General features: G+C 74.3%; 19 protein-coding genes. 15 read left to right on the forward strand and 4 right to left on the reverse strand.

Features of this window, described 5'->3' with window-relative positions; genetic code table 11:
- Positions 1–78: 78 nt before the first annotated feature.
- The 4 genes from ACIQMU_RS01330 to ACIQMU_RS01345 form a co-directional block, all read right to left on the reverse strand.
- Positions 79–2202, reverse strand: coding sequence for an ATP-binding protein (locus tag ACIQMU_RS01330; RefSeq protein WP_402688022.1), 2124 nt, complete (start codon positions 2200–2202; stop codon positions 79–81).
- Entirely contained in the window at positions 2199–2903 is a 705-nt protein-coding gene (locus ACIQMU_RS01335) for a DUF4255 domain-containing protein (RefSeq protein ID WP_352238306.1), read from the reverse strand. The genes ACIQMU_RS01330 and ACIQMU_RS01335 overlap by 4 nt, the downstream gene beginning before the upstream one ends.
- Positions 2900–6154: a hypothetical protein gene (locus ACIQMU_RS01340; protein WP_402688023.1), complete on the reverse strand. Its 3255-nt coding sequence runs from the start codon at positions 6152–6154 to the stop codon at positions 2900–2902. The genes ACIQMU_RS01335 and ACIQMU_RS01340 overlap by 4 nt, the downstream gene beginning before the upstream one ends.
- Before the next feature lie 125 nt (positions 6155–6279).
- Complete coding sequence (locus ACIQMU_RS01345; RefSeq protein WP_352238304.1) at positions 6280–7002, reverse strand: response regulator transcription factor; 723 nt, start codon at positions 7000–7002, stop codon at positions 6280–6282.
- A 239-nt stretch (positions 7003–7241) separates the two neighbouring features.
- Here ACIQMU_RS01345 and ACIQMU_RS01350 point away from each other — a divergent pair, with 239 nt between their 5' ends.
- The 15 genes from ACIQMU_RS01350 to ACIQMU_RS01420 all read left to right on the forward strand — a co-directional run bounded on the left by ACIQMU_RS01350 (position 7242) and on the right by ACIQMU_RS01420 (position 24514).
- Positions 7242–8540 carry a hydrolytic protein gene (locus tag ACIQMU_RS01350; RefSeq protein ID WP_352238563.1) on the forward strand — a complete coding sequence of 433 codons (1299 nt, stop codon included), beginning with the start codon at positions 7242–7244 and terminating at the stop codon, positions 8538–8540.
- Between the two features lie 705 nt (positions 8541–9245).
- Entirely contained in the window at positions 9246–10787 is a 1542-nt protein-coding gene (locus ACIQMU_RS01355) for a phage tail sheath family protein (protein WP_352238303.1), read from the forward strand.
- A 56-nt stretch (positions 10788–10843) separates the two neighbouring features.
- A complete protein-coding gene (locus ACIQMU_RS01360) occupies positions 10844–11284 on the forward strand; it encodes a phage tail protein (protein ID WP_007457189.1) in 441 nt (146 codons plus the stop codon).
- Positions 11281–11775, forward strand: a complete 495-nt coding sequence (locus tag ACIQMU_RS01365) for a hypothetical protein (protein WP_352238302.1) — start codon at positions 11281–11283, stop codon at positions 11773–11775. The genes ACIQMU_RS01360 and ACIQMU_RS01365 overlap by 4 nt, the downstream gene beginning before the upstream one ends.
- Positions 11772–11930 (forward strand): DUF6760 family protein, encoded by a 159-nt coding sequence (locus tag ACIQMU_RS01370; RefSeq protein ID WP_003966147.1) that lies wholly within the window; start codon positions 11772–11774, stop codon positions 11928–11930. Before ACIQMU_RS01365 ends, ACIQMU_RS01370 begins: the two co-directional genes overlap by 4 nt.
- A gap of 2827 nt (positions 11931–14757) precedes the next feature.
- Complete coding sequence (locus tag ACIQMU_RS01375) at positions 14758–15174, forward strand: hypothetical protein (protein WP_402688024.1); 417 nt, start codon at positions 14758–14760, stop codon at positions 15172–15174.
- A gap of 107 nt (positions 15175–15281) precedes the next feature.
- On the forward strand, positions 15282–15707 hold the full coding sequence (locus tag ACIQMU_RS01380) for a phage tail protein (RefSeq protein WP_007457195.1): 426 nt from the start codon (positions 15282–15284) through the stop codon (positions 15705–15707).
- 57 nt (positions 15708–15764) lie between these two features.
- Positions 15765–16487, forward strand: coding sequence for a LysM peptidoglycan-binding domain-containing protein (locus ACIQMU_RS01385; RefSeq protein WP_388533332.1), 723 nt, complete (start codon positions 15765–15767; stop codon positions 16485–16487).
- Positions 16484–18265, forward strand: a complete 1782-nt coding sequence (locus ACIQMU_RS01390) for a VgrG-related protein (RefSeq protein WP_402688025.1) — start codon at positions 16484–16486, stop codon at positions 18263–18265. The genes ACIQMU_RS01385 and ACIQMU_RS01390 overlap by 4 nt, the downstream gene beginning before the upstream one ends.
- Positions 18266–18334: 69 nt before the next feature.
- A complete protein-coding gene (locus ACIQMU_RS01395) occupies positions 18335–18652 on the forward strand; it encodes a PAAR domain-containing protein (protein ID WP_352238298.1) in 318 nt (105 codons plus the stop codon).
- Positions 18649–19098, forward strand: coding sequence for a GPW/gp25 family protein (locus tag ACIQMU_RS01400; RefSeq protein WP_352238297.1), 450 nt, complete (start codon positions 18649–18651; stop codon positions 19096–19098). The genes ACIQMU_RS01395 and ACIQMU_RS01400 overlap by 4 nt, the downstream gene beginning before the upstream one ends.
- On the forward strand, positions 19098–21059 hold the full coding sequence (locus ACIQMU_RS01405; RefSeq protein ID WP_402688026.1) for a putative baseplate assembly protein: 1962 nt from the start codon (positions 19098–19100) through the stop codon (positions 21057–21059). Before ACIQMU_RS01400 ends, ACIQMU_RS01405 begins: the two co-directional genes overlap by 1 nt.
- Positions 21056–21631, forward strand: a complete 576-nt coding sequence (locus ACIQMU_RS01410; RefSeq protein ID WP_352238295.1) for a phage tail protein I — start codon at positions 21056–21058, stop codon at positions 21629–21631. Before ACIQMU_RS01405 ends, ACIQMU_RS01410 begins: the two co-directional genes overlap by 4 nt.
- A 631-nt stretch (positions 21632–22262) precedes the next feature.
- Positions 22263–23102: an NADase-type glycan-binding domain-containing protein gene (locus ACIQMU_RS01415; protein WP_402688027.1), complete on the forward strand. Its 840-nt coding sequence runs from the start codon at positions 22263–22265 to the stop codon at positions 23100–23102.
- Positions 23103–23536: 434 nt separating this feature from the next.
- Entirely contained in the window at positions 23537–24514 is a 978-nt protein-coding gene (locus ACIQMU_RS01420; protein ID WP_352238293.1) for a terpene synthase family protein, read from the forward strand.
- The last annotated feature ends 54 nt before the right edge of the window (positions 24515–24568 follow it).

Consider the following 24568-nt stretch of genomic DNA (forward strand, 5'->3'; position numbering starts at 1 on the left):
TTCGGGTCAACGGGACGACGGACGCGAGAGGGCTTCGGGGCCCGCACGCGGGCCGCGTCCGCCCCGGGCCCCGGGCGCCTACCGTCCGCCGCGTGCCCGCTCCTTCCCCAGCCACGGTCCGAACTCGCTCTCCAGCACCAGCCGTCCGAGCTTGCGGTACTCCTGGAGCACCGCCGTGACGAGCTGGTCCATGTCCAGCGGTGCCCCGCACTCGGCCGCGAGGTAGGCGGCGGTCACCGCGCAGGCCCGGATCGACCCGCCCGCCAGCTCGAAGCGCTGCGCGCAGAACTCCAGATCGAGCGCGGGATCGCGCGGGATCGCCGGGCCCAGGCAGCGGTCCCACAGGGCCAGGCGCTGCGGGGCGTCGGGCATCGGGAACTCGGCGATCACGTCGAGGCGGCGGGTGAACGCCTCGTCGAGGTTGGCCCGCAGGTTGGTGGTGAGCACGGCGATGCCGTCGAAGGACTCCATGCGCTGGAGGAGGTAGGCCGACTCCACGTTGGCGTGCTTGTCGTGCGCGTCCTTGACCTGGGACCGCTTGCCGAAGATGGCGTCGGCCTCGTCGAACAGGAGGATGCCGTTGACGTCGGACGCCTCGACGAAGATCCGTTCCAGGTTCTTCTCGGTCTCCCCGATGTACTTGTCCACCACCGTGGACAGGTCCACGACGTACAGCTCCATGCCCAGTTCGGCGGCGATCACCTCGGCGGACATGGTCTTGCCGGTGCCGGACTCCCCGGCGAACAGGGCGATGACGCCCCGGCCCCGGCCGCCGCCCGGCCGCATCCGCCACTGCCCGAGCACCGTTTCGCGGTGGCGGGCGCGCAGGGCGAGTTCGGAGAGCTGGGTGCGGGTCGTCGGGGGCAGCACCAGGTCGTCCCAGCCGACCGCGGGCTCGATGCGGCGGGCGAGGCGTTCCAGTCCGGCGCCGTTCTGGGCGCGGACCGCCGTACGCAGGTCCTCCGCGGTCACCGGCCGCTGCCCGAGGACGGCCAGCCGGGACGCGACGGTCGCGGCCCTGCGCAGTTGGCCGGAGTCGAGCCGGTAGGCGGCGGCGGCCTCGACGAGGCTGTCGTCGGCGGACGCGTGCTCGGCGGACATCCCGACGGACCGGCCCGCGTCGGCGAGCGCGCGCCGCCACTGCCGTGCGGCGCCGTCGGGGCCGGGGGGCGGGACGGTGACGGGCACCGGGCTCTCCGCGGTCCACAGCGGGTCCCAGTTCCTCTTGCCGTACGCGATCAGGGGTGTGCCGCCGAGCGCCGCGCACAGGGACCCGAGCACCCGGGCCCCCTCGGGGCGTTCGGGGGCGAGCGTTTCGAGCGGGCCGAGGACCACCCCGGCGCGGCCGAGGCGGGCCTCGGTCGCCAGGGCCCGTACGAGCGGGGCCGGTTGGGTCGCGGTGGCGAGCGCGGTGATGTCGACGACCAGCGGGCGCCGGCCGGCAAAGTGCAGCGCCTCGACCGCGAGGCCGCGCGGGTCGCCGCCCCGGTCGAGCAGGTGCACCAGGCCGCTGCCCGTGCCGAGGGCGGCCGCGATCCGGGGGACCTCGGGCCGCTCCTCCGGCTCTCGCGGGTGCGCGGCCTCGTGGACGAGTCCGCGCAGCCGGCCGTCGGTCTCGTCGTCGCCGAGGAGGTGGGCGGTGACCCGGTCGGGTACGCGCAGGGTCCGGGAGAGCAGCGGCCGCTCGCCGTCCGCGATCTCCAGCAGCCCGCCCGCGACGAGCGGGGCCGTCGGCGCGAACCGGAAGCGGCCGGAGCCCGCGGCGGGCAGTCCGCAGAGTTCCAGGGCCAGGCCGATGGTGGGCCGGCGGCGGGTCAGGTCGTCGTTGAGGTAGCCGTACAGCCGCTCGAACCGGGAGTCGATGTCCGGGGCCATGGCGACCAGCAGGAGTTCGACGTCCGGCGGCGCCAGGCCGAAGCGCTCGGCCAGACGGCCGAGCCGCCCTTCGGCGGGGCCGTCCGGCGGGGCTCCGTCCTCGTACACCGGTACGGGCGTGAACGCGTCGCGGGTCTCCAGGACGCGCATCGCGGCCTCGGGGGTGAGGTACTGCCCCCGGTAGGGGTCGTCGGGGTCCGGGTCCGCGGCCCGGCGTGCCGCGACGGCTTCCCTGACCCGCTGCTCGACGCGGCCGAGCCGCTCCCAGAGTTCCCGGATGCCGGCCATGGGGCCGTGGTCGTGGGTCTGTTGGGGTGCCAGGGTCATCGTGCCGCGTTCCCCCGCCTGCGCCGGCCGGGCGGCAGTCGCCGTTCGCGGGGGGCCGCGAAGCCCTGACCGCCCGGGTCTGACGTTCCGTCGTAGCGCAGGCGGCGGCCGGGGCCGCCGTCGTCGCCGTCCAGGTGGGGAGCGGCCTTCATCACGAGTCCTTCGGTGACCGGCGGGCCCGCGGGGGTGCGTTCGCCGGCCAGCGGTGCGAGAACCCGCAGGTCGATCGCGGCCTTCAGCTCACCGCCGAGGGCGGACCATACGTCCGAGGCGGACGGTCCGCCGGCTCCCGGCCCGGCCGCCTCCAGCTCCACGGTGAGGCCGAGTTCGGCGAGGCTGCCGGTGTGCGTCCGGGCGGGCAGCACGTCGGAGCGGACGAGGGTGCGCAGCACCTCGGAGAGCAGGCGGTGTTCGTCCTGCGGGCGGTTGGTCCAGGCGGTGACCAGATAGGTCAGCTCGAACCAGCGCGGCGGGGTCCGCCACCCGGTGACCACGCCCTCCTCGTCGTGCGTCTCGGCCGTACCGGTGCGCCGTCTGCCCGCGTCCTCGCGGATGCCGTGCAGGAAGACGCTGATGGTGGGGGCGTTGCGGCGGGCGGACCAGTCCTTCGTCGGGGCGTCGAAGACCAGGTCGACTCCGCTTTCCTCCAGTCCGGCCTCGGCCAGCAGCAGCCGCAGTCCCTCGTCGACTTCGTGGATCATCGGCGGACCACCTCGTCCGGCGGGGTGATGGTGCCGAGCACGACGAGGAACGGCGTCTTCACCGGGCTGAACCCGGGGCCCTTCGCGATGATCGTGCGCGGACCGGTCTGGTCCTTGGCCAGGATGAGGAGCTGGGCGATGAAGGTGCCGTCGCCCAGCGGCCGGGTCGGGGCCGCGGTGGCGGTGATGCCGGGCTTCCAGCTGAGGGTGACGGGCGTGCCGGGCGGGAAGTCCTTGCCCCGTACGGAGGTGACGAAGCCGGGCTTGCCGATGGCGGGCACGGCGATGATGCGGGGCTGGAGGATGCGCAGCCGGGTCCGGGAGACGTTGTCGCGGAGGTCGGCGTCGGTGCCCGTGGTGGTGAGCGACCCGGTGATCGTCGCGCGGAGGGCCTTGTCGGGCGACAGGACGACGCTGACGACCGTGGAAGCGCCGGGGGCGAGGTCGGGGAGCGCGCAGGCGCCGCCGGCGCAGCCTGCGGGCAGCCGTCCGGCGGGGATGTCCGCGGGCAGGCCGAGCTTCAGCCGGAGCCCGGTGGCCATGGCGTTCCTGCCGTTGCGCACGGTGTAGGTGACCACGACCTTGCCGCCGACATAGCCGGGGCCGGGCTGGGCCCGCACGGTGACGCCGGGTCCGGCCTCGGGCGCGGGCGGCGGGGGCGCGGGGGCCGGCGGCGGGGGCGGTGTGGTCGTCGGAGGCGCGGTCGTCGGAGGCGGGGCCGGAGTCGTCGGAGTGGGCGTGGGGGACGGCGTCGTCGGGGACGGCGTCGGTGTCGGCGGTGGCGGTACGTCCTGGACCGGGACGACCGTTCCGGTGGCGTTGTCCGTGGGGTTGGGGTCGAGGACCGCTCCGGTCACGGACCAGTTGATCCGCTGGTCGCCGGCGGTGACGCCGGTCAGCCGGGCCGTGACCGTCACGCCCGTCCCGGGCGGGACGATGCCGAGGTCGCACTGGGGCGTATGGGCGGCGCAGGTCCCGGCGTCGGTGGTCAGCTCCTCCAGCCGTACGCCGGGCGGGGCGTCGACGGTGAGGACGGTGCCGGGCGAGGGCGAGGGGCCCTGATTGGTGACGGTGACGGCCACCTCGGTGGAGGAGCCGATCTCCACCGGGTCCCTGGTGGGCGGCGCGGTCAGCGACAGGTCCACCGACTGCTGGTAGGCGGGCTCCTTCTGCCGCCCGTCGTGGCCGTTCTCCAGGGGGGCCAGGTCGCCGGAGGCGATGTCGAGTACGGAGAGCTGCTCCATGGAGTTGGGCGGGAGCTCGCGGCGCGAGGTGAAGAGGAGCTTGCCGCCGTCGGGCGACCAGGCCACGTCACGGGGCTGGTGGGGGCCGGTCGCGCTGGTGTCGGGGATCGGCAGGTCGCAGCCTTCGGGGTTGTCCCTCTGGACGGAGGGCAGGACGACCCGGCAGCCGCCGCCGCGCAGGGGCTTGATGAGGACGCCGGCCCGCTGGTTGACCCGGCCGCCGCCGTCCTTGCGGTTGAACGCCACCTTCAGGCCGTCCGGGGAGAACGCGGGGCTGTCGTCGACGACTTCGCAGTCGCCGGGGCAGATGGTGGCGCTCAGGTCCCGCTGCCGGTCGAGGTCCGCCAGCGGCACGACCCAGATGTGCTTGTTGCCGCCGTTGCCGTTGACGACCTGCTTGCGGGTGAAGGCGAGGTTGGCGCCGTCGGAGGACCAGGTCGGCTGGGCGTCGTCGCCCGCCGGCCGGCCTGCGGGCGGCCGGATCTCGTCGAGGATCGCGCCCGTGGCGACGTCGGCGATGAGGATGCGGCTCGGGCCCGCTTTGTCCCCGACGCCGCCGGGCGAGGTCCGGGTGAAGGCGAGCTTGGTGCCGTCCGGCGAGAAGGTGGGGTCGGTGTCCCAGTCCTTGGGGCCACGCCCGTCGAGCCGCAGAGGCTTCGCTCCGGCGCCCTCGGCGTCGGCCATCCAGATCTGCTCGATCCGCCCGTCGGGGCTGTCCTCGAAGCGGGTGACGACGATGCGCCGGCCGTCGGGCGTGTAGTTCTGCCGCTCGTGCCACGGGTCGTACCCCTCGGCCGGCCGGAACAGGGGGTTCACGGCGGGGTCGTCGTTCGTGCGGGCCGCCGGGTCCTCCTTCAGGATGGTGAGGTGCAGGTCGCGCGGGTCGGAGCCGTCCTGGCGGACGTCCTGGAGCGTCACGACGGACGCCGCCGACAGGAGGCCGACCGGCTTCGCGGTGATCCGGGGGATCACGACGGTCCCGGCCGGGGGGAACCAGGTGGGCGGCCCCACCCGGCGGTTCTCGTTGACCAGTTGGTCCGGCGGCTCGTCGCCCTCGAACGCGGTCACCCGGTAGACGTGGTCGAAGTCGTCACAGCCGCAGGTGTGGTAGGGGCTGAGGAAGACGATGTCGTTGCCGTCGGGCAGCCAGGAGGCCGAGCGGGTACCCCAGGCGGCGTGCGCGCCGGCCAGCAGCGGCCGGTCGGTCCCGAGGCCCTGGGTGGCCCGCAGTTCGGTGCCGTCGTCGACGTCCGGGTCGGGATTGGTGGTGAGGGTGTACGCGACGAGGCCCCGGCGCTCCTCGTCGTCGACCGGATTCCAGGACGGCTCGGTCGCGTCACCGGCCGGGCCGTCGCTGATCCGGGTCTGCGGGCCGCCGGTGACGGCCCGCTCGAATATCTGCCATCCCCGCAGGGCGTCGCCGTCGTAGGCGTACGCGATCCTCGTGCCGTCCGGCGACCAGGTCGGGGACTCCTCGTTGTCGGAGGTGTCGGTGAGCCGGCGAGGGGGGTCCGCGCCGTCGACGCCGACCGACCACAGGTCGCGCTGGACCGTGCCGCCGGGCCCGGGCTCGGCCGAGTCGAAGACCACGGTCCGGCCGTCCGGGGAGAGTTCGGGGTGGGCGGCGTCCCGGTCGGTGGTGAGCCGGAGCACCGACCCGTCCGCGCCGCGCACGTACACCTGGGGCCGGGGGCTGTCACGCAGGCTGGTGAAGACCAGGACGTCACCGCGTGCCGAGGGGTCCTGGTCGTAGTGGGCCGGACCGTCGCCGAACAGCTGGTCGGTGGTGTCCTTGTCGTTGGCCTGTCCGAGGCTGCGGTGCTCGGTGCCGGCGAAGGCGATGCGCCCCGCCTGGAGCGGTTCCGAGGCCGCCTCCGCGGCGACGGCCTCGGCCGCCCCGTGCGGGGCGGCGGCCGAGCCGACCAGCAGCAGCGGCGCCAACAGCACCACCGCGCCGGTCAGTCGGCCCAGCCGGGAATGCCTTGCCGGGCCAGCAGTGCCGGTCACGGCCCACCTCACAGTCTGTCGATGACTCTCCACCGGCCAGCTTCACCCCCGCGCGGGGGTGAAGGACAGGCCGCGAGTACCCGGGGCGGGGGAAGGGAGCGTTGCCCTTTGCGGCGGGCGGCGTCTCAGATGAGGCCGTGCCGCATCGCGTAGCCCACCGCGTGGGCGCGGTTGCGCAGTTCGAGGCGGGTCGCGACCTCGTGCAGCACGTTCTTGACGGTGCGTTCGGAGTACGAGGTCTTCCGTGCGATCTCCGCGGTGTCGCAGCCCTCCGAGACCAGCCGGATCATCTCCGCCTCACGCGCGGTGAGAGTGGAGAGCGTGAGCCCGCGGGGGTCGAGGACCGTCCGCTGGAGGGAGCTGACGTGGTCGAGGAGCTTGCCGAGGAGGTCGCCCGGCAGTACGCCCTCGCCGTTGGCCATCGCCCGCACCAGGTGGACGAGCCGGTCCTGGTCGGCCTCGCCGCGCCGGAGGACGGCGGCGACCCCGCACTCGATCAGGGTCTGGAGCGCGCCCGACTCGAAGAATCCGACGACCAGCCCGGTGCGGGTGGACGTGTTGCGCTGGAGGCGGTGCAGGAGCTGGACGGTGGGCTCGTCCACCATGTCCACCACGACCAGGGAGACCTGTGCGCGGTCCGCCTCGGCCTCCGGCAGCAGTTCTATCTCGGGCCGCACCCGCAGTTGGTGGATCATGCCGGTCTGCAGGATCAGGTCCTCCGCGTACACCGCTACGGAGACCCTGCCCCCGGGCGCCGCTCCGGTGCCGGCCGTGCGGCGGTCCGCCGCGTCGGGCCTGCGGTACTGCCCGCGTATCGCCGTGCTGTTCGTCGTATCCGTGATCGTCATCGTTCCGTGCCCGTCTTCCTCAGGTACTTCAGCCCGGTTTGCCTGCTGCTGCTCGTGTCGCCCCCGCCGGGCGGGCGGCAGGGCGCGCGGGCCCGCGGAGGAGGCGCGGGTACACCGTGCCGATGGACCTCCGGGGCACCACGCCTGCCCGCTCGTTGCCCTCGCGTCTCTGCTGCCGGGGGGTGCGGGCCGCCTACGGTCGCAGAGTGACCACATCTGCCGAACTCGAAAGCCCCACGGTGACGGTGTCGCCTGGCGGTACCGCGACGACCACCCTGACCGTGCGCAACGACGGCGACATCGTCGAGGGCTACACACTCGAAGTGGTCGGCGACTGCTCCGCCTGGAGCACCGTCGAGCCGGCGCGTGTGTCGCTGTACCCGGGCACCTCCGAGACGGTGACCCTCACCTTCGCCCCGCCCCGCTCCCACGAGGTCCGGGCGGGCGAAACCCCCCTGGCCGTACGGGTCCTGCCCGCGGAGCGGCCCGAGTCGGTGGTGGTGCCCGAGGGCACGGTGACCGTGGAGCCCTTCCACGAGCTCCGCACGGAGCTGGAACCGCGCCGCCGCCGGGGCTGGCTGGGCGCCCGCTTCGGTACGGCCGTGCAGAACAAGGGGAACACCCCGGTCGACGTGGCCCTCGCGGGCAAGCAGGCGGGGGAGGATCTGCGGCTGGTCTTCACGCCCGACAAGAAGCGGCTGGAGCCGGGCGAGGCGGCGGAGGTGCGGCTGAAGGTCCGGGCGCGGAAGCTGATCTGGTTCGGTGAGCCCGTCAGCTGGCCGTTCGAGGTCCACGCGACCGAGGGCGCCGAAGGCGGGGCCGAGGACGAGCGGCCCGGCGGGCCCGAGCCGCTGCCCGGGGAGTTCGCCCAGATGCCGGTGCTGCCCAAGTGGCTGCTGATCGTGCTGGCGGCGCTGCTGGCGCTGCTGCTCGCGTGGTTCGCCCTGGTGCGGCCCGCGGTGCAGAGCACGGCAAAGCAGGCCGGGACCGAGGCCGCGCAGAAGGAGACCGAGCGCGGCAAGGAGCAGGGCGCGGCCCCCCGGGGCGGTGCGGGCGACCCGGCCGGCGGCCAGGGGCAGGGGACCGCTCCGGGCGGAACGGGTCCCGGCGCGGGCGGTTCCGGTACAGGCGGTTCCGGTACGGGCGGGGGCGGCGGCGGTGCGGGCTCGGGCCTCGGCGGTCAGCAGGCGTCCGAGACCATCGACGTGCAGACCCGGGCGGGGGCGACGAAGGAGGGGGCCTACAAGGTTCCGGCCGGGAAGGTGTTCGGCGTCACCGACGTCGTGGTGGCGAACTTCCAGGGTGACGAGGGGATCGTGACGATCTCCTTCGGAGAGAACAAGATCACGACGATCGCGCTGGAGACCTTCCGCAACCAGGACTATCACTGGGTCACCCCCATTCAGGTTCCGGAGAACGCCACCGTCACCGCTTCCGTCACCTGTGCCAAGCCCGGCACTCCGGCCACCGGAACACAGGCTTCCGGGTGCCATCAGGTTCTGAATGTCAGCGGCGTGCTGAGCGATCTCCCACAGTAGAAACAGCGACGCCGAGCGCTCCGCTTCGCCTGCCGACGAGACAACAGCAGAAACCCGGCCGAGAGGAAACCCGGCGTGCCGGGCGATGGCGGATTCACCCTCCCCCGTGCCTCAGGGGTCTCCGCCAGTTCGGTCGCCCGTGACGGCGACAGCACCGGAAGAATATCCGCTTCCGGTGGCCACGGGCGCGAACAAGCCTGCTCAGGAATGGTCCTGACGGTACGGGGGAAGCGCCCGGTGCCCGTTCGGAGCGTCCTCGCGCCCGCTTTTCTTCCCCGTACCCGGCCGGATCCACCCACCTTCTCGGCGCATTCTGGCCGAATCACGTCGCCTCGAAGAGTTCCCGCGGCGACCCCGGACGGTCCCCGGCCGGCCGGGGTTTACCGGGAAAAAGAGATACCAAACACATCAGGTCCCCGGTGCGGCCGTCCGCCTTTTCGCCCCGTCGCCCGGCAGCGGTGGCGATCGGGGTTCTTTCGTAACACGGTGTTCCCGTTCCCTTCACGTCGCCGGTCCAATTGCGCGGCGGCGACCGTGAATGCGGCGGTCGCTCCGCTCCGCCCGCCAAGGGCAGCGTTACCCGGCGTACGGAGGCCCGGAAAGGCAGCCTCCTTGCCCCGTGCCCAGGACCCTGGGGCCTACTCTCCGCCCGCTCGGGCGGTCAAGACTGGGCGGTGATCAAGTGACCGTCCAGAAGGAGCGAGCATGCCGTCGTACCTCACCCCCGGTGTTTACGTGGAGGAGGTGCAGTCCGGAGCACGGCCCATCGAAGGAGTCGGCACCGCGGTCGCAGCCTTCGTCGGCTTCGCCGGGACGGGCCCCTTCCACCAGCCGACGCTGGTGACCAACTGGGACCAGTACGTGCAGACGTTCGGCACCTTCACCGCCGACACCTACCTGGCGCACGCCGTCTACGGCTTCTTCGCCAACGGCGGCGGCGCGGCCTACATCGTGCGCATCGGCGGTCCGGCGCAGGGCGCTGCGAACGCGGCGCAGGGCGCGGTCTCCCAGACCCCCGCGGCCGTCGCGCTCGGCGGGTTCCTCCTCTCCGCGAAGCCCGGCACGGGCGCCGACCTCTCCGTGGAGATCGCCGACGCCGAGGGCGAGAACCCTCCGGAGGACCGCTTCCGGCTGCTGGTCCGCCAGGGCGGCAAGGCCGTGGAGACCTACGACGTCTCCACCCGCAAGAACGTGAAGGGCTACCTGGTCACCCAGGCCCGCGACTCCAAGTTCGTCCAGGTCGCCGAGCAGCCCGGCACGGCACAGAGCCGCCCCGAGAAGCAGACCGTCGCCCTCGCCCCGGCCGCCGCGGGCGCTCCCGGCTCCGGTGTGGCACGCCTCGACGCCTCCGAGTACGTGGGCGACGCCTCCGCGCGTACCGGGTTCTCCGCCCTGGAAGCGATCGACGAGATCACGATGGTCGCCGTCCCGGACCTGATGAGCGCCTTCCAGCGCGGGGACATCGACGCCGAGGGCGTCAAGACCGTGCAGCTGGCGGTCATCTCGCACTGCGAGCAGATGGGCGACCGGGTCGCCGTCCTGGACACCCCTCCGGGCATGAACGCCCAGCGGGTACGCACCTGGCGCAACGAGGATGCCGGCTACGACTCGCGTTACGCGACCCTCTACTACCCGTGGGTCAAGGTCTTCGACCCGGCGAGCGGCCGGAACTCCCTGGTGCCGCCGAGCGGTCACGTGGCCGGCGTCTGGGCGCGCAGCGACGGTGAGCGCGGCGTCCACAAGGCGCCCGCCAACGAGGTCATCCGGGGTGCGGTGGACCTGGAGATCCGTCTGAGCAAGGGTGAGCAGGACCTCCTCAACCCGATCGGCGTGAACTGCGTGCGCGCCTTCCCCGGCCGCGGCATCCGCATCTGGGGCGCGCGCACCCTCTCCTCCGACCCGGCCTGGCGCTACCTGAACGTGCGCCGCCTCTTCAACTACCTGGAGGAGTCCATCCTCCTCGGCACCCAGTGGGTGGTGTTCGAGCCGAACGACGACCGCCTCTGGTCGAGCATCCGGCGCAATGTCACCGCCTTCCTCACCGAGGAGTGGCGCCGGGGCGCGCTGTTCGGCCGCACGGCCGAGGAGGCGTTCTACGTCCGGTGCGACCGGAGCAACAACCCGCAGGAGTCGATCGACCTCGGTCAGGTCGTCTGCGAGATCGGGGTGGCTCCGGTGAAGCCGGCGGAGTTCGTGATCTTCCGCCTGGCGCAGTTCTCCGACAGCACCAGCCTCATCGACGAGTGACCTTCCCGGTCCTCCCCCACCCTTTCACTTCCGATCGGAACAGGTGACACAGAGTCATGGCAGAGGGCGACGCTCTTTCCACCCACGTCTTCGGCGTACAGCTCGGCGGCTATCTCGTGGAGTCCATCCAGGAGATCAGCGGCATGACCGTCGAGGAAGAAGTCGTCGAGGTCCGTCAGGTGACCGCCGAGGGCAAGCAGATCATCCGCAAGCAGCCTGGCGCGCGCCAGGCGGGCGAGGTGACGATCACCCGCGGGCTCGACAAGAGCAGCGAGTTCACCACGTGGATCAAGGAGACCCTGAACAACGGGGCCGTCGACACCGCGCGGCAGAACCTCACGATCGAGATCAAGGACTCGACCGGGGAGACCGTCCGTCGCATCCAGCTGATGCAGGGCTGGGCCTCCAAGTGGGAGGGCCCTTCCCTCAAGGCCGGCGAGTCCAGCGCGGCGACCGAGACGGTGACCATCACCTTCGAGGAGATCGTGGTCGAATGAGGCGCCGGACCGTTACGCCGGGCGGCGGACTCGAAGAGGTCCTCGACAACCTCGCCGCCGCGCCCGCCGCACGGGAGGAGGCTTCCGCGCCCCCTCCCGCGCGCCCCCGGGAACGGGAGACGCTGCAGACGGAGTTCGCCTTCGAGCTGCCGCGCGGGTTCGTCGACGACGAGGGCCAGGTGCACCGGAACGGCACCATGCGGCTCGCGACGGCCCGGGACGAGCTGCGCCCGCAGATCGACCTGCGGGTGAAGGAGAACCCGGCGTACCTGTCCGTGGTGCTGCTGAGCCAGGTGATCACCCAGCTCGGCACGGTCACCGATGTGCACGCCGGGATCGTCGAGCGGATGTACGCGACCGACGTGGCGTTCCTCCAGGACTTCTACCGCCGGATCAACAGCGAGGGCCACACGCATGCCGCGGTGACCTGCCCGCTGTGCCACGGGTCGTTCGAGGTGGATCTCTCGGGTGGGCGCCTGGGGGAATCGTGACGTACGCGCTTCCCCGGCTGCGGGAGGAGATCGCGTACGTCGCCTACCACTTCCATTGGCAGCGTGAGGACATTCTCGATCTCACCCACGGCGAGCGTCAGCAGTGGGTGCGGGAGATAGCGCGGATCAACACCCGCGTCAACGAAGGCGGGTGATCGCGTGGGGTTCGGGGACTGGTTCCGCCGCACGGACGGGCAGCGGTCCGCCGCTCCCTCTCCGGAGGGCGGCGGACACGCGGGTACGCCGGGCGTGCCCGCTCCCGCCCCAGCCCCCGACCCCGCTTCCGGTACGTCGGCGACGTCCGGCGACGGAGGCGGGGACGGCGGCGGCTGGGACGGCGGCTGGCGGCGGGTGGCCCCGCCGTCGGTGACGGTCGCCCGGTCCTCGATCGGGGTGAGCGACGGGCTGCGGTTCCGGTCGCGGCTGGCCTCCTGGCAGAACCCCGCCCTGGGCGGCGAACTCGGCCACTCCGTCCTGCCGTCGGCCCCGGTCGGCCTCATCCACGGTGTCGCCCGTCCGGGCGGCGCGCGGGCCGCGTCCCCCGGTGGGCCGCTGCTGCTGCGCGCCGTCCGGGCCCCGGGCGCCGAGGAGCCCGCCGAGCCCTCGCCGGGCCTGCCGTCCGCCCCGGCCGGCAAGGCGGCGGGAAAGGGCGCCAGGGCGAACGGCGGTACGACCAGCGGTACGGGTACACGTACGGGATCGGGCAGCGCAGGGAAGCCGGACGCCGGCTCGCCGTCGGTCCAGCGGGCGGGCGCGGCGCGTGGTTCGGCCCCTTCCGCCGCGAACCGGTCGCCGTCGGGACCGTCGATGTCCCCGGCCCCGTCCCGCTCCTCGGGTCAGTCCGCCGGTTCCGCCGGTCCGTCCGGCTCGCCCACGCCTTCCGGTGCACGCGCTCCCGCCGCCCCGCCACGTCCGCGGACTGCCGACGACAGCGGTCCGGCCGTGGGGCAGCGGGCCCGGCCGGCACCCGTGCGTCCGCAGCGGATCGCCCCGCCGCTGATCGTCGCGCGGCGACCGTCGATGCCGCTGCGGCAGATCGCCGGGCTCCCGCCCGCCACGCCCGCCGGCCCCCCGGCGGCTTCGCCCGCTCCGGCGTCTCCGGCTTCTTCGACTTCTCCGGCAGCGGCCGGCTCCGTCGCCGTCCAGCGGGCCGGGTCCGGGCCGCTGAACGGACCGGACCGTGCGCGTCCGGACGGCGACGCCCCGAGCGCCCCGCCCTCTGACCGATCCCCCGGCCGGCCCGCCGCCGAGGTGGTGCGCCCGGCCCTGGGCAGGCCACTGCGCGAAATGCCCGCCGGGGCCAGGCCGGCCGGCGCCGACGGCCCGGCGGGCGTCGTGCCGTCCGCCCCCGCGACGGCTCAGCCGGCGGGACCGCTGCCGGTGCTCCAGCGCCAGGCGTCGGACCAGGCCGGCCCTCCGGCCACGACGCCTCCGGTTCCCCCAACGCCCCCGATTCCCACGACTCCTCGTGGGCGGGCCGCGTCTCGCCGGCCGGCGACTCCTCCGGCCGGTTCGAAGGATGCCAAGGCGCCGGAGCGGCAGCAGCCGTCGCCGGACGCCCGGTCCCGGGCGCCGCAGCCGCCCCGGCCCGCCGGGCCGCCCGGTCCCCCGGCGCCCTCTCCTCCGGTGCAGCGTGCACCGGCCCCGGGCGGCGCGACGCCCGCCGCCCCCTCCCCGATGCCGGGACCCGATGCTTCCGGTAGCGCACGCGCCCGTGCGCGGGGCGGAATCGGCGCACCGCTTGCCTCGCTGCCGCCGACCGCGCGGGTCGGCCGTGACGCGCCGCTCCTCGGTGACCGCCGGTCCGCCGGGACGGGAGTCGACGCGGGCCGGGCCACGGGCCGGGGGCCCGCGTCGGCACCGGGCTCCCGGCCGGCCGTTCCGGCCCCCGCTCCGACGGGCGTGCCCGCCGCGATGCCGGTGCGGTCCGCTGCCGCCGCGCCCACCGGGCCCGCCGCGTCCTCGCCCGGGAGCGCGGCCGTCCAGCGCTCGGCGGGCCCAGGCCCCGCCACCACCCGTACCGGCACGGGCAGGGCCGCCGTTCCCCCGCCGCCCGTACGCGTCCGGCCGGTCGGTCGAGAACGTGCGACGGCACGGGGCTCCGGCGGCGCGACACCGTCGTCGCCCGCGGTCCAGCGGTCCCGGTCACTGCTCCCGAGCCGCGGCCTGACGGTGACCACCGGTTCCGCCGAGGGCTTCTCGGCCCCTCCGGCGCCTGCGGCGGGCGGCGCCGCCCGCCCGGTCGTGGCGGCCACCTGGCGGCGCGACGTGGGGCAGCCGGGCGCGCTCGACGGGCGGGCCGGGACCCGTCCGAGCGCGGGCTCCCAGCAGCCGGCGCCGTCCGGAGCGGCGTCCGGCGCCCCGGTCCAGCGCTCCACGAGCGCGCGCCCCGCCCATGGGGGCGGCACCTCCCTCACCGCTCCGGCCCCGGGCGCCGTGACACGGAGCGCCGGACCCGCCGGCCGGCGTGAGCCCGGTCGCGCCCCGCAGGCGACGCCTGCCCCGGCCGGGCGCGCGGCATCCGCCGGCGGTGTGCTCCAGCGACTCGTACGGCGGTCCGGGCGGGCCGCGACGGACTCTCCCGAGCTCCCCGGCACGCCGCCGCGTCAGGCTCCCGGGCCGGGTACCGCCCAGGCCCCTCGGCCGGGCTCCGCGCGGCACGCCTCCCCGGCCGCCGGACCGGTCGCTCGACCTGCCCCCGTCTCCCCGTCTTCCTCGGCTCCGGCGGCCTCGGCGGCTTCTTCGGCTCCGGCTGTCGCCGTCCAGCGCGTCGCCGCTTCGGCCGCGCCCGCGACGCCGCTTCCGCACACCGCGCCTCCCTGGTCGGGAAGGCCGGCCGCCGCTTCCGGAGCGGCGGCTTCCGCGACCGCCCCCGGCATCCGCCCCGCCTCCGCCCCCGGCACGCGCCCCGTCCCGGTCGTCCGGCCGCATCCGCCCGCGGCGGCCCGGCCGGAAGCCCCCGTACCCGTACAGCGGGCGGCGATGCCGGTGGTGCCGGACGGCGCCGGTCCGCCGGCCGCCGGGCCGGCCCCCGTGGGCGGGACCGCTCCCGGTCCGCCGCCGGGGCCCTCCGTACGGGTGCCGCCGCGCACCCCCGCGCGGGCCGCCGGAGCGGGTCGCCCGCAGAGCGGCGCCGCGCAGGCGGTCCAGCGTGCGGCGGAGGAGGCCGGGATCACCGGGGTTCCCGTGCGGGCCGCCCCGGCGAAGCCCGCGGCCGGGACGACCGGGGCGGCCGCCGGCTCCGACGACACCGCCGGCGCTCCCGCGGCGAACCGGCTGAGCGGAACGGAGATCGAGGAGCTGGCACGACGGCTCCTCGACCCGGTGAGCCGGCTCATCCGCGCCGACCTGCGGCGGGGCCGGGAACGCAGCGGGCGACCGCACGACGGCCGCCGCTGACGGCACGGCCGTCCCGGTCGCGCGCCGCCCGGCGCACCGGATCCGCCGGGCCCCCGCACCACCCCCGCACGACCCGTACGGCAGACAGCACGGAAGACGAGAGACCCATGACGGACAACATCTTCGCGACGAGCGTGTTCTTCAAGCTCGCGATCGGCGGCAGCGACCTGGGCGCGTTCCACACCTGCTCCGGCCTGGGCGCCGAGGTGGAGATGGAGACGTACGCCGAGGGCGGCAACAACGGTTTCACCTGGCAGCTGCCGGGGCGGATCACCTGGACGAACATCACGCTGACCCGCCCGGTGACCGCCGACACCCTCAAGATCGCACGCTGGCTGAACGAGACGATCCAGCGGGTCGAGCCCAAGGACGGCGAGATCGTGGCGCTGCGCCCCGACCTCAGCCGGATCATCAGCTGGCAGGTGCACGGCATCGTGCCGGTGCGCTGGCAGGGCCCGTCCTTCGATCCGGCCAACTCCCAGGCGGCGATCGAGACGCTGGAGATCGCACACGAGGGCCTGGAGCCCTCCTGACCGGAAGCAACGCGTCCGACCGGACGACAAGACCACGACGAAGGAAGGAGAAACGCAATGTCACCCGCTCTCCGTGCGAGCCGCGCTCGTGCCCAGCTGACCATCATGGAGCCGCCGTCGACCGTCGGCGCCAAGCCCGGCGGCGCGCTCGCCCGGCTCACGTTGCAGTTCAACCCCGCGAAGCTGTCGCTGAGCAAGAGCACCGAGTGGCGGCGCACTCCGTCCCGGATGGCCGGACAGTCCGCGCTGCCCGAGTTCGTCGGCAGCGGGCCCCGGGCCCTGTCGCTGGAGGTCTTCCTCGACGCCACCGCCACCCACGACAACTCCGTGGAGAAGGCGGTGGAGCAGTTGATGACCGCGTGTGTCCCCACCCCGAGCAGCCTGGCCCGCAAGACGCCCGCCAGCCCCTGGGTGCGCTTCGACTGGGGGACGTCCAAGACGACCTCGTTCGACGGGGTGCTCTCCAACCTCTCGGTCTCCTACACCCTCTTCGACGTCGACGGGAAGCCGCTGCGCGCCACCTGCTCCCTGTCGATCGAGGAGGCCAGCGTCGACCCGGCGGGCCAGAACCCCACCTCGGGTTCGAAGGAGGCGCGACGCACCCACCGGGTCGTGGCCGGGGACAGCCTGCCGCTGCTGGCCTGGCGGGAGTACGGCGACGCCACCGCCTGGCGGACCATCGCGCATGCCAACGACATCGACGACCCCATGCAGCTGACCCCCGGGAGGGAACTCCTCGTGCCCGGGCGGGAAGACCACCTGGCGGAGGAGAACCGATGAGCGGCAAGGACTCCCCCGGCCGCTCCTTCGCCGCCGACCCCATCGTCGAGGCGCCCGCCGAGCTGCCCGCCGCCTGGGCCACCCAGCTGGTGAGCTGCGTGGTCGACGAGAACGTGGGCCTGCCGGACACCGCCGTCCTGATGTACCGGGACCCCGACCACACCTTCCTCGCCAAGACCGGCATCGGCATGGGCACCCCCCTGAAGATCTCGGTGATCACCGTGCAGGACCGGGTGCGCGAGCGGCTGTTCACCGGGGAGGTCACCGCCGTCGAGCTGGACACCGACACCACCGGCTCGTTCACCGTCGTACGGGCGTTCTCCAAGGCGCACCGGCTCCAGCGCGGCCGGAAGGTCGTGGCGTACCGGAACATGAAGACGGCGGACATCGTCCGCAAGGTCGCCACCGGCGCGGGCCTGGCCTGCGGGAGGATCGAGGCCGCGCCGGTCACGTACAAGCAGGTGACCCAGCCGAACGTGTCGGACTGGGAGTTCCTCCAGCACCTCGCGGCCGAGAGCGGCGCCACGGTGCGGGTGGACGCCAAGGGCCTGCTGCAGTTCACGAAGCCGGAGCCTGCCGCGTCGGCCCCGGCGCCCTCGACGTCCGCCTCGCGCGATCCGATGGTCCTGGAGTACGGGAACAACCTGCTGGCCCTGCGTGCGGTGCTGACCGGGGCGGACGGGGCGGACAGCGTCGAGGTGCGCGGCTGGAACGTCGACACCAAGACGCGGCTGGTGGCCCGGCAGCAGTCCGTCCGCAGCGACACCGTCACCCCGGGGATGAGCCCGTCGACGGCGGCGAGGGTGTTCGGCTCCAACTCCCGTACGACGATCACCGACACCCCGTACCGCACCCAGGCGGAGACCCGGGCCGTGGCCGGAGCGCTCGCCGCGTCGGTCAGCGCCGGTTTCGGGGAGGTCGAGGCCGTCGCCTACGGAAACCCGCAACTGCGGGCGGGCCTGCCGGTGGCCCTCGGCAACGTCGGGCCCGCCTTCTCCGGCCGCTACACCGCGACCGCCGCGCACCACGTCCTCGAACCGGACACCGGCTACCGCACGACGGTGATCGTCAGCGCCTCACCGGACCGTTCGCTGTCGGGGCTGGCCACCGGCGGGAACGCCCCCGCCCGGGGTCCGCGCATTCCGGGCCTGGCGATCGGGGTGGTCACCGACATCCGCGAGGAGGGCAAGGGTCAACGCGGCTGGGTGCGGCTGAAGTTCCCGTGGCTCGACGACACCTACGTCACCGACTGGGTCCGTACGGTGCAGTGGGGCGGCCAGGGCGGCGGTGGGGTGTTCAGCCCCGAGGTCAACGACGAGGTGCTGGTCGGGTTCGAGCAGGGGCTGCTGGACAGCCCGTACGTGCTCGGCGGCCTCTACAACGGGGTCGACAAGCCCTCACCGCACGACGTCCCGCTGGTCGACCCGACGAGCGGGAAGGTCAACCGCCGCTCCCTGGTGTCCCGTTCCGGCAACCGGCTGGAACTGCTGGACGCGCCGCGCGGCCCGTCCGGGGTGCGCGTCGCCACCGGCGACAAGCGGCTCGACGTCGTCCTCGACGAGAAGAAGGGCGAGATCCGGCTGACGGTGAAGGCCCGCGGCGGCACCCGGGAGCTGAGCTCGGTGACCTTGTCCGCCTCGGGCATCACCCTCGACGCCGGGGCCACCGGCGACGTGACCATCAACGGCCGTTCGGTGACCGTCAACGGTAAGACGGGGGTCACGGTCGACGGCGGGCTGCTCGCGGTCCTCAAGGCCAAGCTCATCAGGATCAACTGACCCCGCCGCCGCTCCCCGCTCCTCCCCCGTACCTCCGAAGTCCCTTTCACAGCAAGGAGAACCCCGGCCATGCCCCCCGCAGCCCGCACGGGCGACAGCACCGCCCACGGCGGTCTCATCGGCACCCCGCCCCCGGGTGCGGTGGCCGTGGCCACCGTGTTCATCGGCGGCCGGCCCGCGGCCGTCACCGGGAGCCTCCACGTGTGCGTCGTCCCTCCGCACGCCGCGCTGGGGCCGGCCAACGTGATCATGCCCAACCCGGCCGGTGCCCTCACCGGGCAGGTTCTGATCGGCGGACTGCCGGCCGCCCGGATGCGGGACGTCACCAGCTGCGGCGCGCCCATCATCAGCGGCGCGCCGAACGTCCTGATCGGGGGCCCGGTGTGAGCGGCGGCGGCTTCATCGGGCGCGGCTGGGGCTTCCCGCTGCGCGTCGGGCCCACGGGCGGGATCGCGCTGGTCGAGCGGGACCGGGAGATCGAGGAGGCGATCGGCCTGATCCTCGGCACCGCGCCCGGCGAGCGGCCGATGCGCCCGGAGTTCGGCTGCGGCATCCACGACTACGTCTTCGCGCCCGGCGACGGGGCGACGGCCGGGCGGATCGCGCAGGAGGTCCGCACCTCCCTGGAGCGGTGGGAGCCGCGCATCGAGGTGACGGACGTGGTGATCGCGTTCGACGCCATCGAGGAGGGCACGCTCTACATCGACGTGCACTACACCGTGCGGGCCACCAACGACCTGCGCAACCTCGTCTTTCCCTTCTACACCATCCCGTCCTCGGAGGGCTCGTTGGAGGGCCCGTCCGGGACTGCTCAGGAAACGGGAGTGCGCTGATGGCCCTGCCTTCGCCCAATCTGGACGACCGGCGCTTCCAGCAGCTCGTCGACGAGGCCAAGCGGTACGTGCAGCAGCGCTCCCCCGAGTGGACCGACCACAATGTGTCGGACCCGGGGGTCACGCTGATCGAGACGTTCGCGTATCTGGTCGACCAGTTGCTGTACCGGCTGAACCGGGTGCCGGACAAGAACTACGCGGCCTTCCTCGACCTGCTGGGCGTGACCCTGTTCCCGCCGGCCGTGGCGCGGGCCGAGATCGACTTCTGGCTGTCCGCGCCGCAGCCGGAGACCGTGCACCTCCTCGCGGGCACCGAGGTCGCCACCGCGCGCGGGGAGGCCGAGGAGCCGGTGGTGTTCTCCACCTCGCAGGACCTGCCGATCGTGCCGAGTTCGCTGGTCAGGCTGGTCACCGCGCCGGTGTCGGGCGACCAGACCGACCGGACCGCGCCGCTCGGCGCGGGCAAGGACATCCCGTGCTTCCAGTCCCGGCCGGAGCCGGGCGACGCCCTGCTGTTCGGGCTGCCGACGGCCGTGCCCCGGTGCATCGTCGCCGTCCGGCTGGACAGCCGGGTGGAGGGCGTGGGCGTCGACCCGCGTCAGCCGCCGCTGGTGTGGGAGGCGTGGGACGGCGCCCGCTGGGTGACGTGTGCGACCGGCACCGACAGCACCGGCGGGCTGAACCGGCCCGGCGAGATCGTCGTGTTCGTCCCGGCCGGTCACACCGCCTCCGTCGTGGCCGGGACCCGGGCGGGGTGGCTGCGCTGCCGGGTCACCGCTCCGGAGCCGGGCCAGCCGTTCTACTCGGAGTCGCCGACGATCCGGGAGGCCGAGGTGTTCACGGTCGGCGGCACGGCGCCGGCGGAGCACGCGGAGGCCGTCGTGGACGTGCCCCTCGGGGTGTCCGAGGGCGTCGCCGGGCAGCGGTTCTCGGTGAGCCGGGCGCCTCTGCTGCTGGACGGGGAGCCGCCGGTCGTGCAGGTGTCGGCGGACGAGGGCTGGCAGATCTGGACCCCGGTCGAGCACTTCGGCGCTTCCGGGCCCGGTGACCGGCACGTCCGGATCGACGCGGTCTCCGGGGAGTTCGCGTTCCCGCCCGAGGTGCGGGAGCCGGACGGCACCATGCGCGCGTACGGGGCGGTGCCGGAGAAGGGCGCCCAGCTCCGCGTCCCGCGCTACCGCACCGGCGGCGGCGCTGCCGGGAACGTCGCCCGGGGCGCGATCTCCGTGCTCCGCAGTTCGGTGCCGTACGTCGCCGGCGTGAACAACCGCGAGGCGGCGACCGGCGGCGTCGACGGGGAGACCGTGGAGAACGCGAAGGTGCGCGCGCCCAACATCCTGCGGGTGCAGGAGCGGGCGGTCACGGCCGAGGACTACGAGGTCATCGCCCGGGAGGCCGCACCGTCCCTGCGCCGGGTACGGTGCCTGCCGGCCGTGGCGGGCGAGGCCGGCGCGGTGCGGCTGCTGGTGGTGCCCGACGCGGTCGCCGACGAGGACGGCCGGCTGCGGTTCGAGCAGCTGATCCCCTCGGACCCGGTGCTCGCGGCGGTCACGGAGCGGCTCGACGAACGGCGGCTGGTCGGCACCCGGCTGGTCGTGGAGCCGCCCGCCTACCAGGGCGTCACGGTCGTCGCCCGGCTGGTGGCCGCGCCCGGGGACGTGGACCGGGTCCGGTCGGAGGCGCTGGAGGCGCTGTTCCGCCACATCGACCCGCTGCGGGGCGGGGCGGACGGCCGGGGGTGGCCGTTCGGCAGGCCCGTGCAGTACGGGGAGGTCTTCGCCGTGCTCCAGGGCGTGGAGGGGGCGGGGTTGGTCGAGGACGTCCGGCTGTTCCCGGCGGACCCGATCACCGGGCGGCGCGGGGCGGCGGTGGACCGTGTCGACGTCGCGCCGGGGGCCCTGGTCTTCTCGCACCAGCACCAGGTGGTCGTCACCGCGAGCGGGGCCGGTGAGGGCGTATGACGCGGGCCGCGATACCCGGGCTGCCGAGCCGGTACCCGATCGGCGACCTGCTGCCCGCCCTGTACGCGGACGACGACCTGGCCCAGCGGTTCACGGCGGGGCTGGACACGGTGCTGGCCCCGGTCCTGTCGACCCTGGACAACCTGCCCGCCTACTTCGACCCGTCGCTGGCCCCGGCCGACTTCCTGCCGTGGCTGGCGTCCTGGGTGGGCGTCGACGCCGATCCGGCGTGGCCGGTGGAGCTGCGCCGGGCGGTCGTCGCGCGCGCCGTCGAGCTGCACCGGTGGCGCGGCACCCGGCGGGGTCTCGTCGAGCGCCTGCGGCTCTGCTGCGGTGTGCACGCGGAGGTCCGGGACGGCGGGGGCGCCACCTGGTCGGCCGAGCCGGGCGCCGCCCTCCCGCCGCCGCCGACCGGTGAACTGCTGGTCCGCGTCTGGCCGGTGCGCGAGGGCGCCTCGGTGGACGCCCGCCGCGTCCTGGACGTCGCCACGGCCTCGTGCCCCGTCCACCTCACCTGCCGGGTGGAGGTCCTGCCGGACCCGCCCGACGAGCCCGAACAGACAGGAGGCTGACGCGATGCGTTCATGCCCGGCGTGCGGTACGGCCAACGGCGAGAGTGACGATTTCTGCGGCAACTGCGGCGGCTACCTGGGGTGGTCCTCCCAGCCCGTGCGGCCGACGCGGACGGCGGTTCCCGAGCCGGAGCCCGAGCCGGAGCCGGAAGATCCTCGGAGCGGGGGCGGGGCGGAGCCCGCGGCGGAGCCGTCCGGGCCGCCGCCGGCCACGCCCGTACCGGGCTCCGTCCTGCCGCCACGACCGACGCGGCCCGCGCCCGCGGCGCCCGCGCCTGTCCCCAAGCCCGCGCCTGCCCCCAAGCCCGCGCCCTCGCCCGCGCCCTCGGAACGGTCGGCCGCACCGGAACGGCCCGAGCCCGCGCCCCCGGTGCGGCCCGAACCGTCGACGCCCCCCGCCCCGGCGCCCCCGGAGCGCACCGAACCACCGGCACGCCCCGTCCCGGCGCGCCCCGGTCAGCCGACGGCTCCGCCCCGGCCGGCCCCCGGACCCGCGGCGACGCCCGGGCCCGCGAAACCTCCAGCCCCCGCTCCCGTACCACCGCGGCCCGCCGCGCCGCCGGTGGAACCCCGGCCGGCGACGCCGCCCGTGCCCCCGGCGCGGCCCGCGCCCGCTCCCGTACGCCCCGGAATGCCGGTGTCCGCACCGGCGGCGTCCGGAAACGCCTCCGCCGGAGTGCCCGACGAGGACGAGCCGATCGGGGCGGTACGGCCGGCCAAGCCCGTGGCCCGGCGGCCCGTCGTGCGGCCGTTGGCGGCTGACGAGACGCCGGACGGTCCCCCCTGCCCGGCCTGCGGCACGCCGAACCTGCCGGGGCGGCAGTTCTGCCGGCGGTGCGCCGCTCCCCTGCGGACCCGGGAACAGCCCGCCGCTCTGCCCTGGTGGCGCACGGTGTGGCCGTTCCGCCGCCGGGTGCGCGGCGGTTCGGGCCGGGCGCTGCGGCGGACGCTGCTGGTCCTGGCCGTGGCCGGGCTGCTGGTCGCGGGCTTCCTGTTCTTCCCGCTGGGGCGCTACGTCTACGAGGACGTCCGGGACAAGCTCGGCGGCACGGCGGAGATCAGCCCCACGGGGGTGACCGCCAGCGCGGCGGCCGCCGGCCACCCGGCCGGCGCGGCGGTCGACGGGCTGACGAACGAATACTGGGGCGCTCCCGCGCTCGGCGCGTCGCTGACCTGTTCGTTCGGGACCCCGTTCCGGCTGGTCGGGGTCGTGGTGCACACCGGTGTGTCCAAGGAGCCGCAGGAGTTCCGGCGTGGCGCGCGGCCGGTCCGGGCGGACCTGCGCGTCACCACGAAGGACGGCAAGGTCCACGAGAAGGCGGTGACCTTCAACGACAAGCCCGGCAAGCAGACGGTGCGGACGGGCATCAGCGACGTCGTCTCCGTCGAGCTGGTGCTGCGGCAGGCGGTCGGCCAGGGCGAGGGCCGGCCGATCGCGGTCGGCGAGGTGGAGTTCTTCCGGCGGACCTGAACCGGGTGCCGTGGTTCCGGCGGTTCACTCGGCACCCACTGCCGAACCCCGGCCACTGCCGACACGAAGGGCCGACACGTTCACTCATGGCCCATGAGTGATCAGGGAGTTCACGCCGATCAGACAATTTCGGTCACACATGACTTCCCTCGGCACCCCCACACGGGGTTGACTGAGCACTACACATGGTGACGCGTCCGCCCACCGGTTCGTCGGCCCTGCCCCGGCGCTCCGGCTTCCGGCGGCGAAAGGAGGACGGTGAGGCCCCTCTCACCTCGTACGTCGTCCCGCCGCCCGGCCTCCGCGCCATGGGCGCCGCCCCCCACGGTGACCCGTCGCCCGCCCGGTCGCCCGGCAGGCGCCGTTGACATCGTCCGCCCGCATTCATCAGACGAGGGACAGCAATGAGCCAGATCGCGTTACCCGCGTTTCACATGCCGTTCGAGAGTGCCGGATGCCATCCCGGCCTGGCGCAAACCCGTGAGGCGGCCTGGGAATGGGCCGACGCCGAAGGGCTCGACCTGTCCGTACCGGCCCGGCGGAAGATGATCCGGACCCGCCCGGAACTGTGGATCTCCCTCATTTTTCCGAAGGCCGCGCAGGAGCATCTCGACCTGTTCGGCCAATGGCTTTTCTGGGCCTTCCTGGTGGACGACGAGTTCGACGACGGGCCGGCCGGGCGCGACCCGCTGATGTGCGAGAAGGCGATCACCCGCCTGGTGGACGTCTTCGACGGGGCCGAGCCGAACGGGCCGATGGAGCGGGCGCTCGCCGGACTGCGGGACCGGACCTGCCACGGGCGGTCGCCGCAGTGGAACCGGCAGTTCCGGCGGGACACCGCCGCCTGGCTGTGGACGTACTACGCGGAGGCCGTCGAGCGGGCCGCCGGGCAGGTGCCGAGCCGCGCCGAATTCGTCAGGCACCGGCGGGAGTCGGTCGCCATGCAGCCCTTCCTCTGCCTGCATGAGATCACCGCCGGAATCGATCTCCCGGAGTCCGCGCGGAGCCTTCCCGCGTATATCGCCCTGCGGAACGCCGTCACCGACCATTCCGGTCTCTGCAACGACATCTGCTCCTTCGAGAAGGAAGCCGCTCTCGGCTACGAGCACAACGCCGTACGGCTGATTCAGCGCGACCGGGGCTGCACCCTCCAGGAAGCCGTCGACGAGGCCGGGGTCCAATTGGCCCGCGTCGCCGAGCGGGTGCGGCGGGCGGAGAGGGAACTGCTGGAGGAGATCGAGGCGGCGGGCATCGGCGGACCGGCCAGGGCCGCCCTGGAACGCTGCGTCCAGGACTACCGGGGGCTCGTGCGCGGCGACTTCGACTACCACGCGCGCGCCGAGCGCTACACCCGTCCCGACCTGGTGGAGCTGGACGAACGGGACTCGCTGTCCCAGTTCTTCGCCGCCTAGAAGCACTCGCGCGGCGACGAGGGCCCCTCGGGCGGGCCGGGCCCGGGCTTTGCC

The sequence above is a fragment of the Streptomyces sp. NPDC091649 genome, from assembly GCF_044756785.1.
Taxonomy (GTDB): Bacteria; Actinomycetota; Actinomycetes; order Streptomycetales; family Streptomycetaceae; genus Streptomyces.

Bases quoted from the DNA above. Each gene is read 5' to 3' on its own strand.
- ACIQMU_RS01330 (WP_402688022.1), bottom strand. From the start codon at position 2,202: ATGACCCTGGCACCCCAACAGACCCACGACCACGGCCCCATGGCCGGC.
- ACIQMU_RS01335 (WP_352238306.1), bottom strand. From the start codon at position 2,903: ATGATCCACGAAGTCGACGAGGGACTGCGGCTGCTGCTGGCCGAGGCC.
- ACIQMU_RS01345 (WP_352238304.1), bottom strand. From the start codon at position 7,002: ATGACGATCACGGATACGACGAACAGCACGGCGATACGCGGGCAGTAC.
- ACIQMU_RS01355 (WP_352238303.1), top strand. From the start codon at position 9,246: ATGCCGTCGTACCTCACCCCCGGTGTTTACGTGGAGGAGGTGCAGTCC.
- ACIQMU_RS01360 (WP_007457189.1), top strand. From the start codon at position 10,844: ATGGCAGAGGGCGACGCTCTTTCCACCCACGTCTTCGGCGTACAGCTC.
- ACIQMU_RS01365 (WP_352238302.1), top strand. From the start codon at position 11,281: ATGAGGCGCCGGACCGTTACGCCGGGCGGCGGACTCGAAGAGGTCCTC.
- ACIQMU_RS01375 (WP_402688024.1), top strand. From the start codon at position 14,758: ATGCCGGTGGTGCCGGACGGCGCCGGTCCGCCGGCCGCCGGGCCGGCC.
- ACIQMU_RS01380 (WP_007457195.1), top strand. From the start codon at position 15,282: ATGACGGACAACATCTTCGCGACGAGCGTGTTCTTCAAGCTCGCGATC.
- ACIQMU_RS01385 (WP_388533332.1), top strand. From the start codon at position 15,765: ATGTCACCCGCTCTCCGTGCGAGCCGCGCTCGTGCCCAGCTGACCATC.
- ACIQMU_RS01390 (WP_402688025.1), top strand. From the start codon at position 16,484: ATGAGCGGCAAGGACTCCCCCGGCCGCTCCTTCGCCGCCGACCCCATC.
- ACIQMU_RS01395 (WP_352238298.1), top strand. From the start codon at position 18,335: ATGCCCCCCGCAGCCCGCACGGGCGACAGCACCGCCCACGGCGGTCTC.
- ACIQMU_RS01405 (WP_402688026.1), top strand. From the start codon at position 19,098: ATGGCCCTGCCTTCGCCCAATCTGGACGACCGGCGCTTCCAGCAGCTC.
- ACIQMU_RS01410 (WP_352238295.1), top strand. From the start codon at position 21,056: ATGACGCGGGCCGCGATACCCGGGCTGCCGAGCCGGTACCCGATCGGC.
- ACIQMU_RS01415 (WP_402688027.1), top strand. From the start codon at position 22,263: ATGCCGGTGTCCGCACCGGCGGCGTCCGGAAACGCCTCCGCCGGAGTG.
- ACIQMU_RS01420 (WP_352238293.1), top strand. From the start codon at position 23,537: ATGCCGTTCGAGAGTGCCGGATGCCATCCCGGCCTGGCGCAAACCCGT.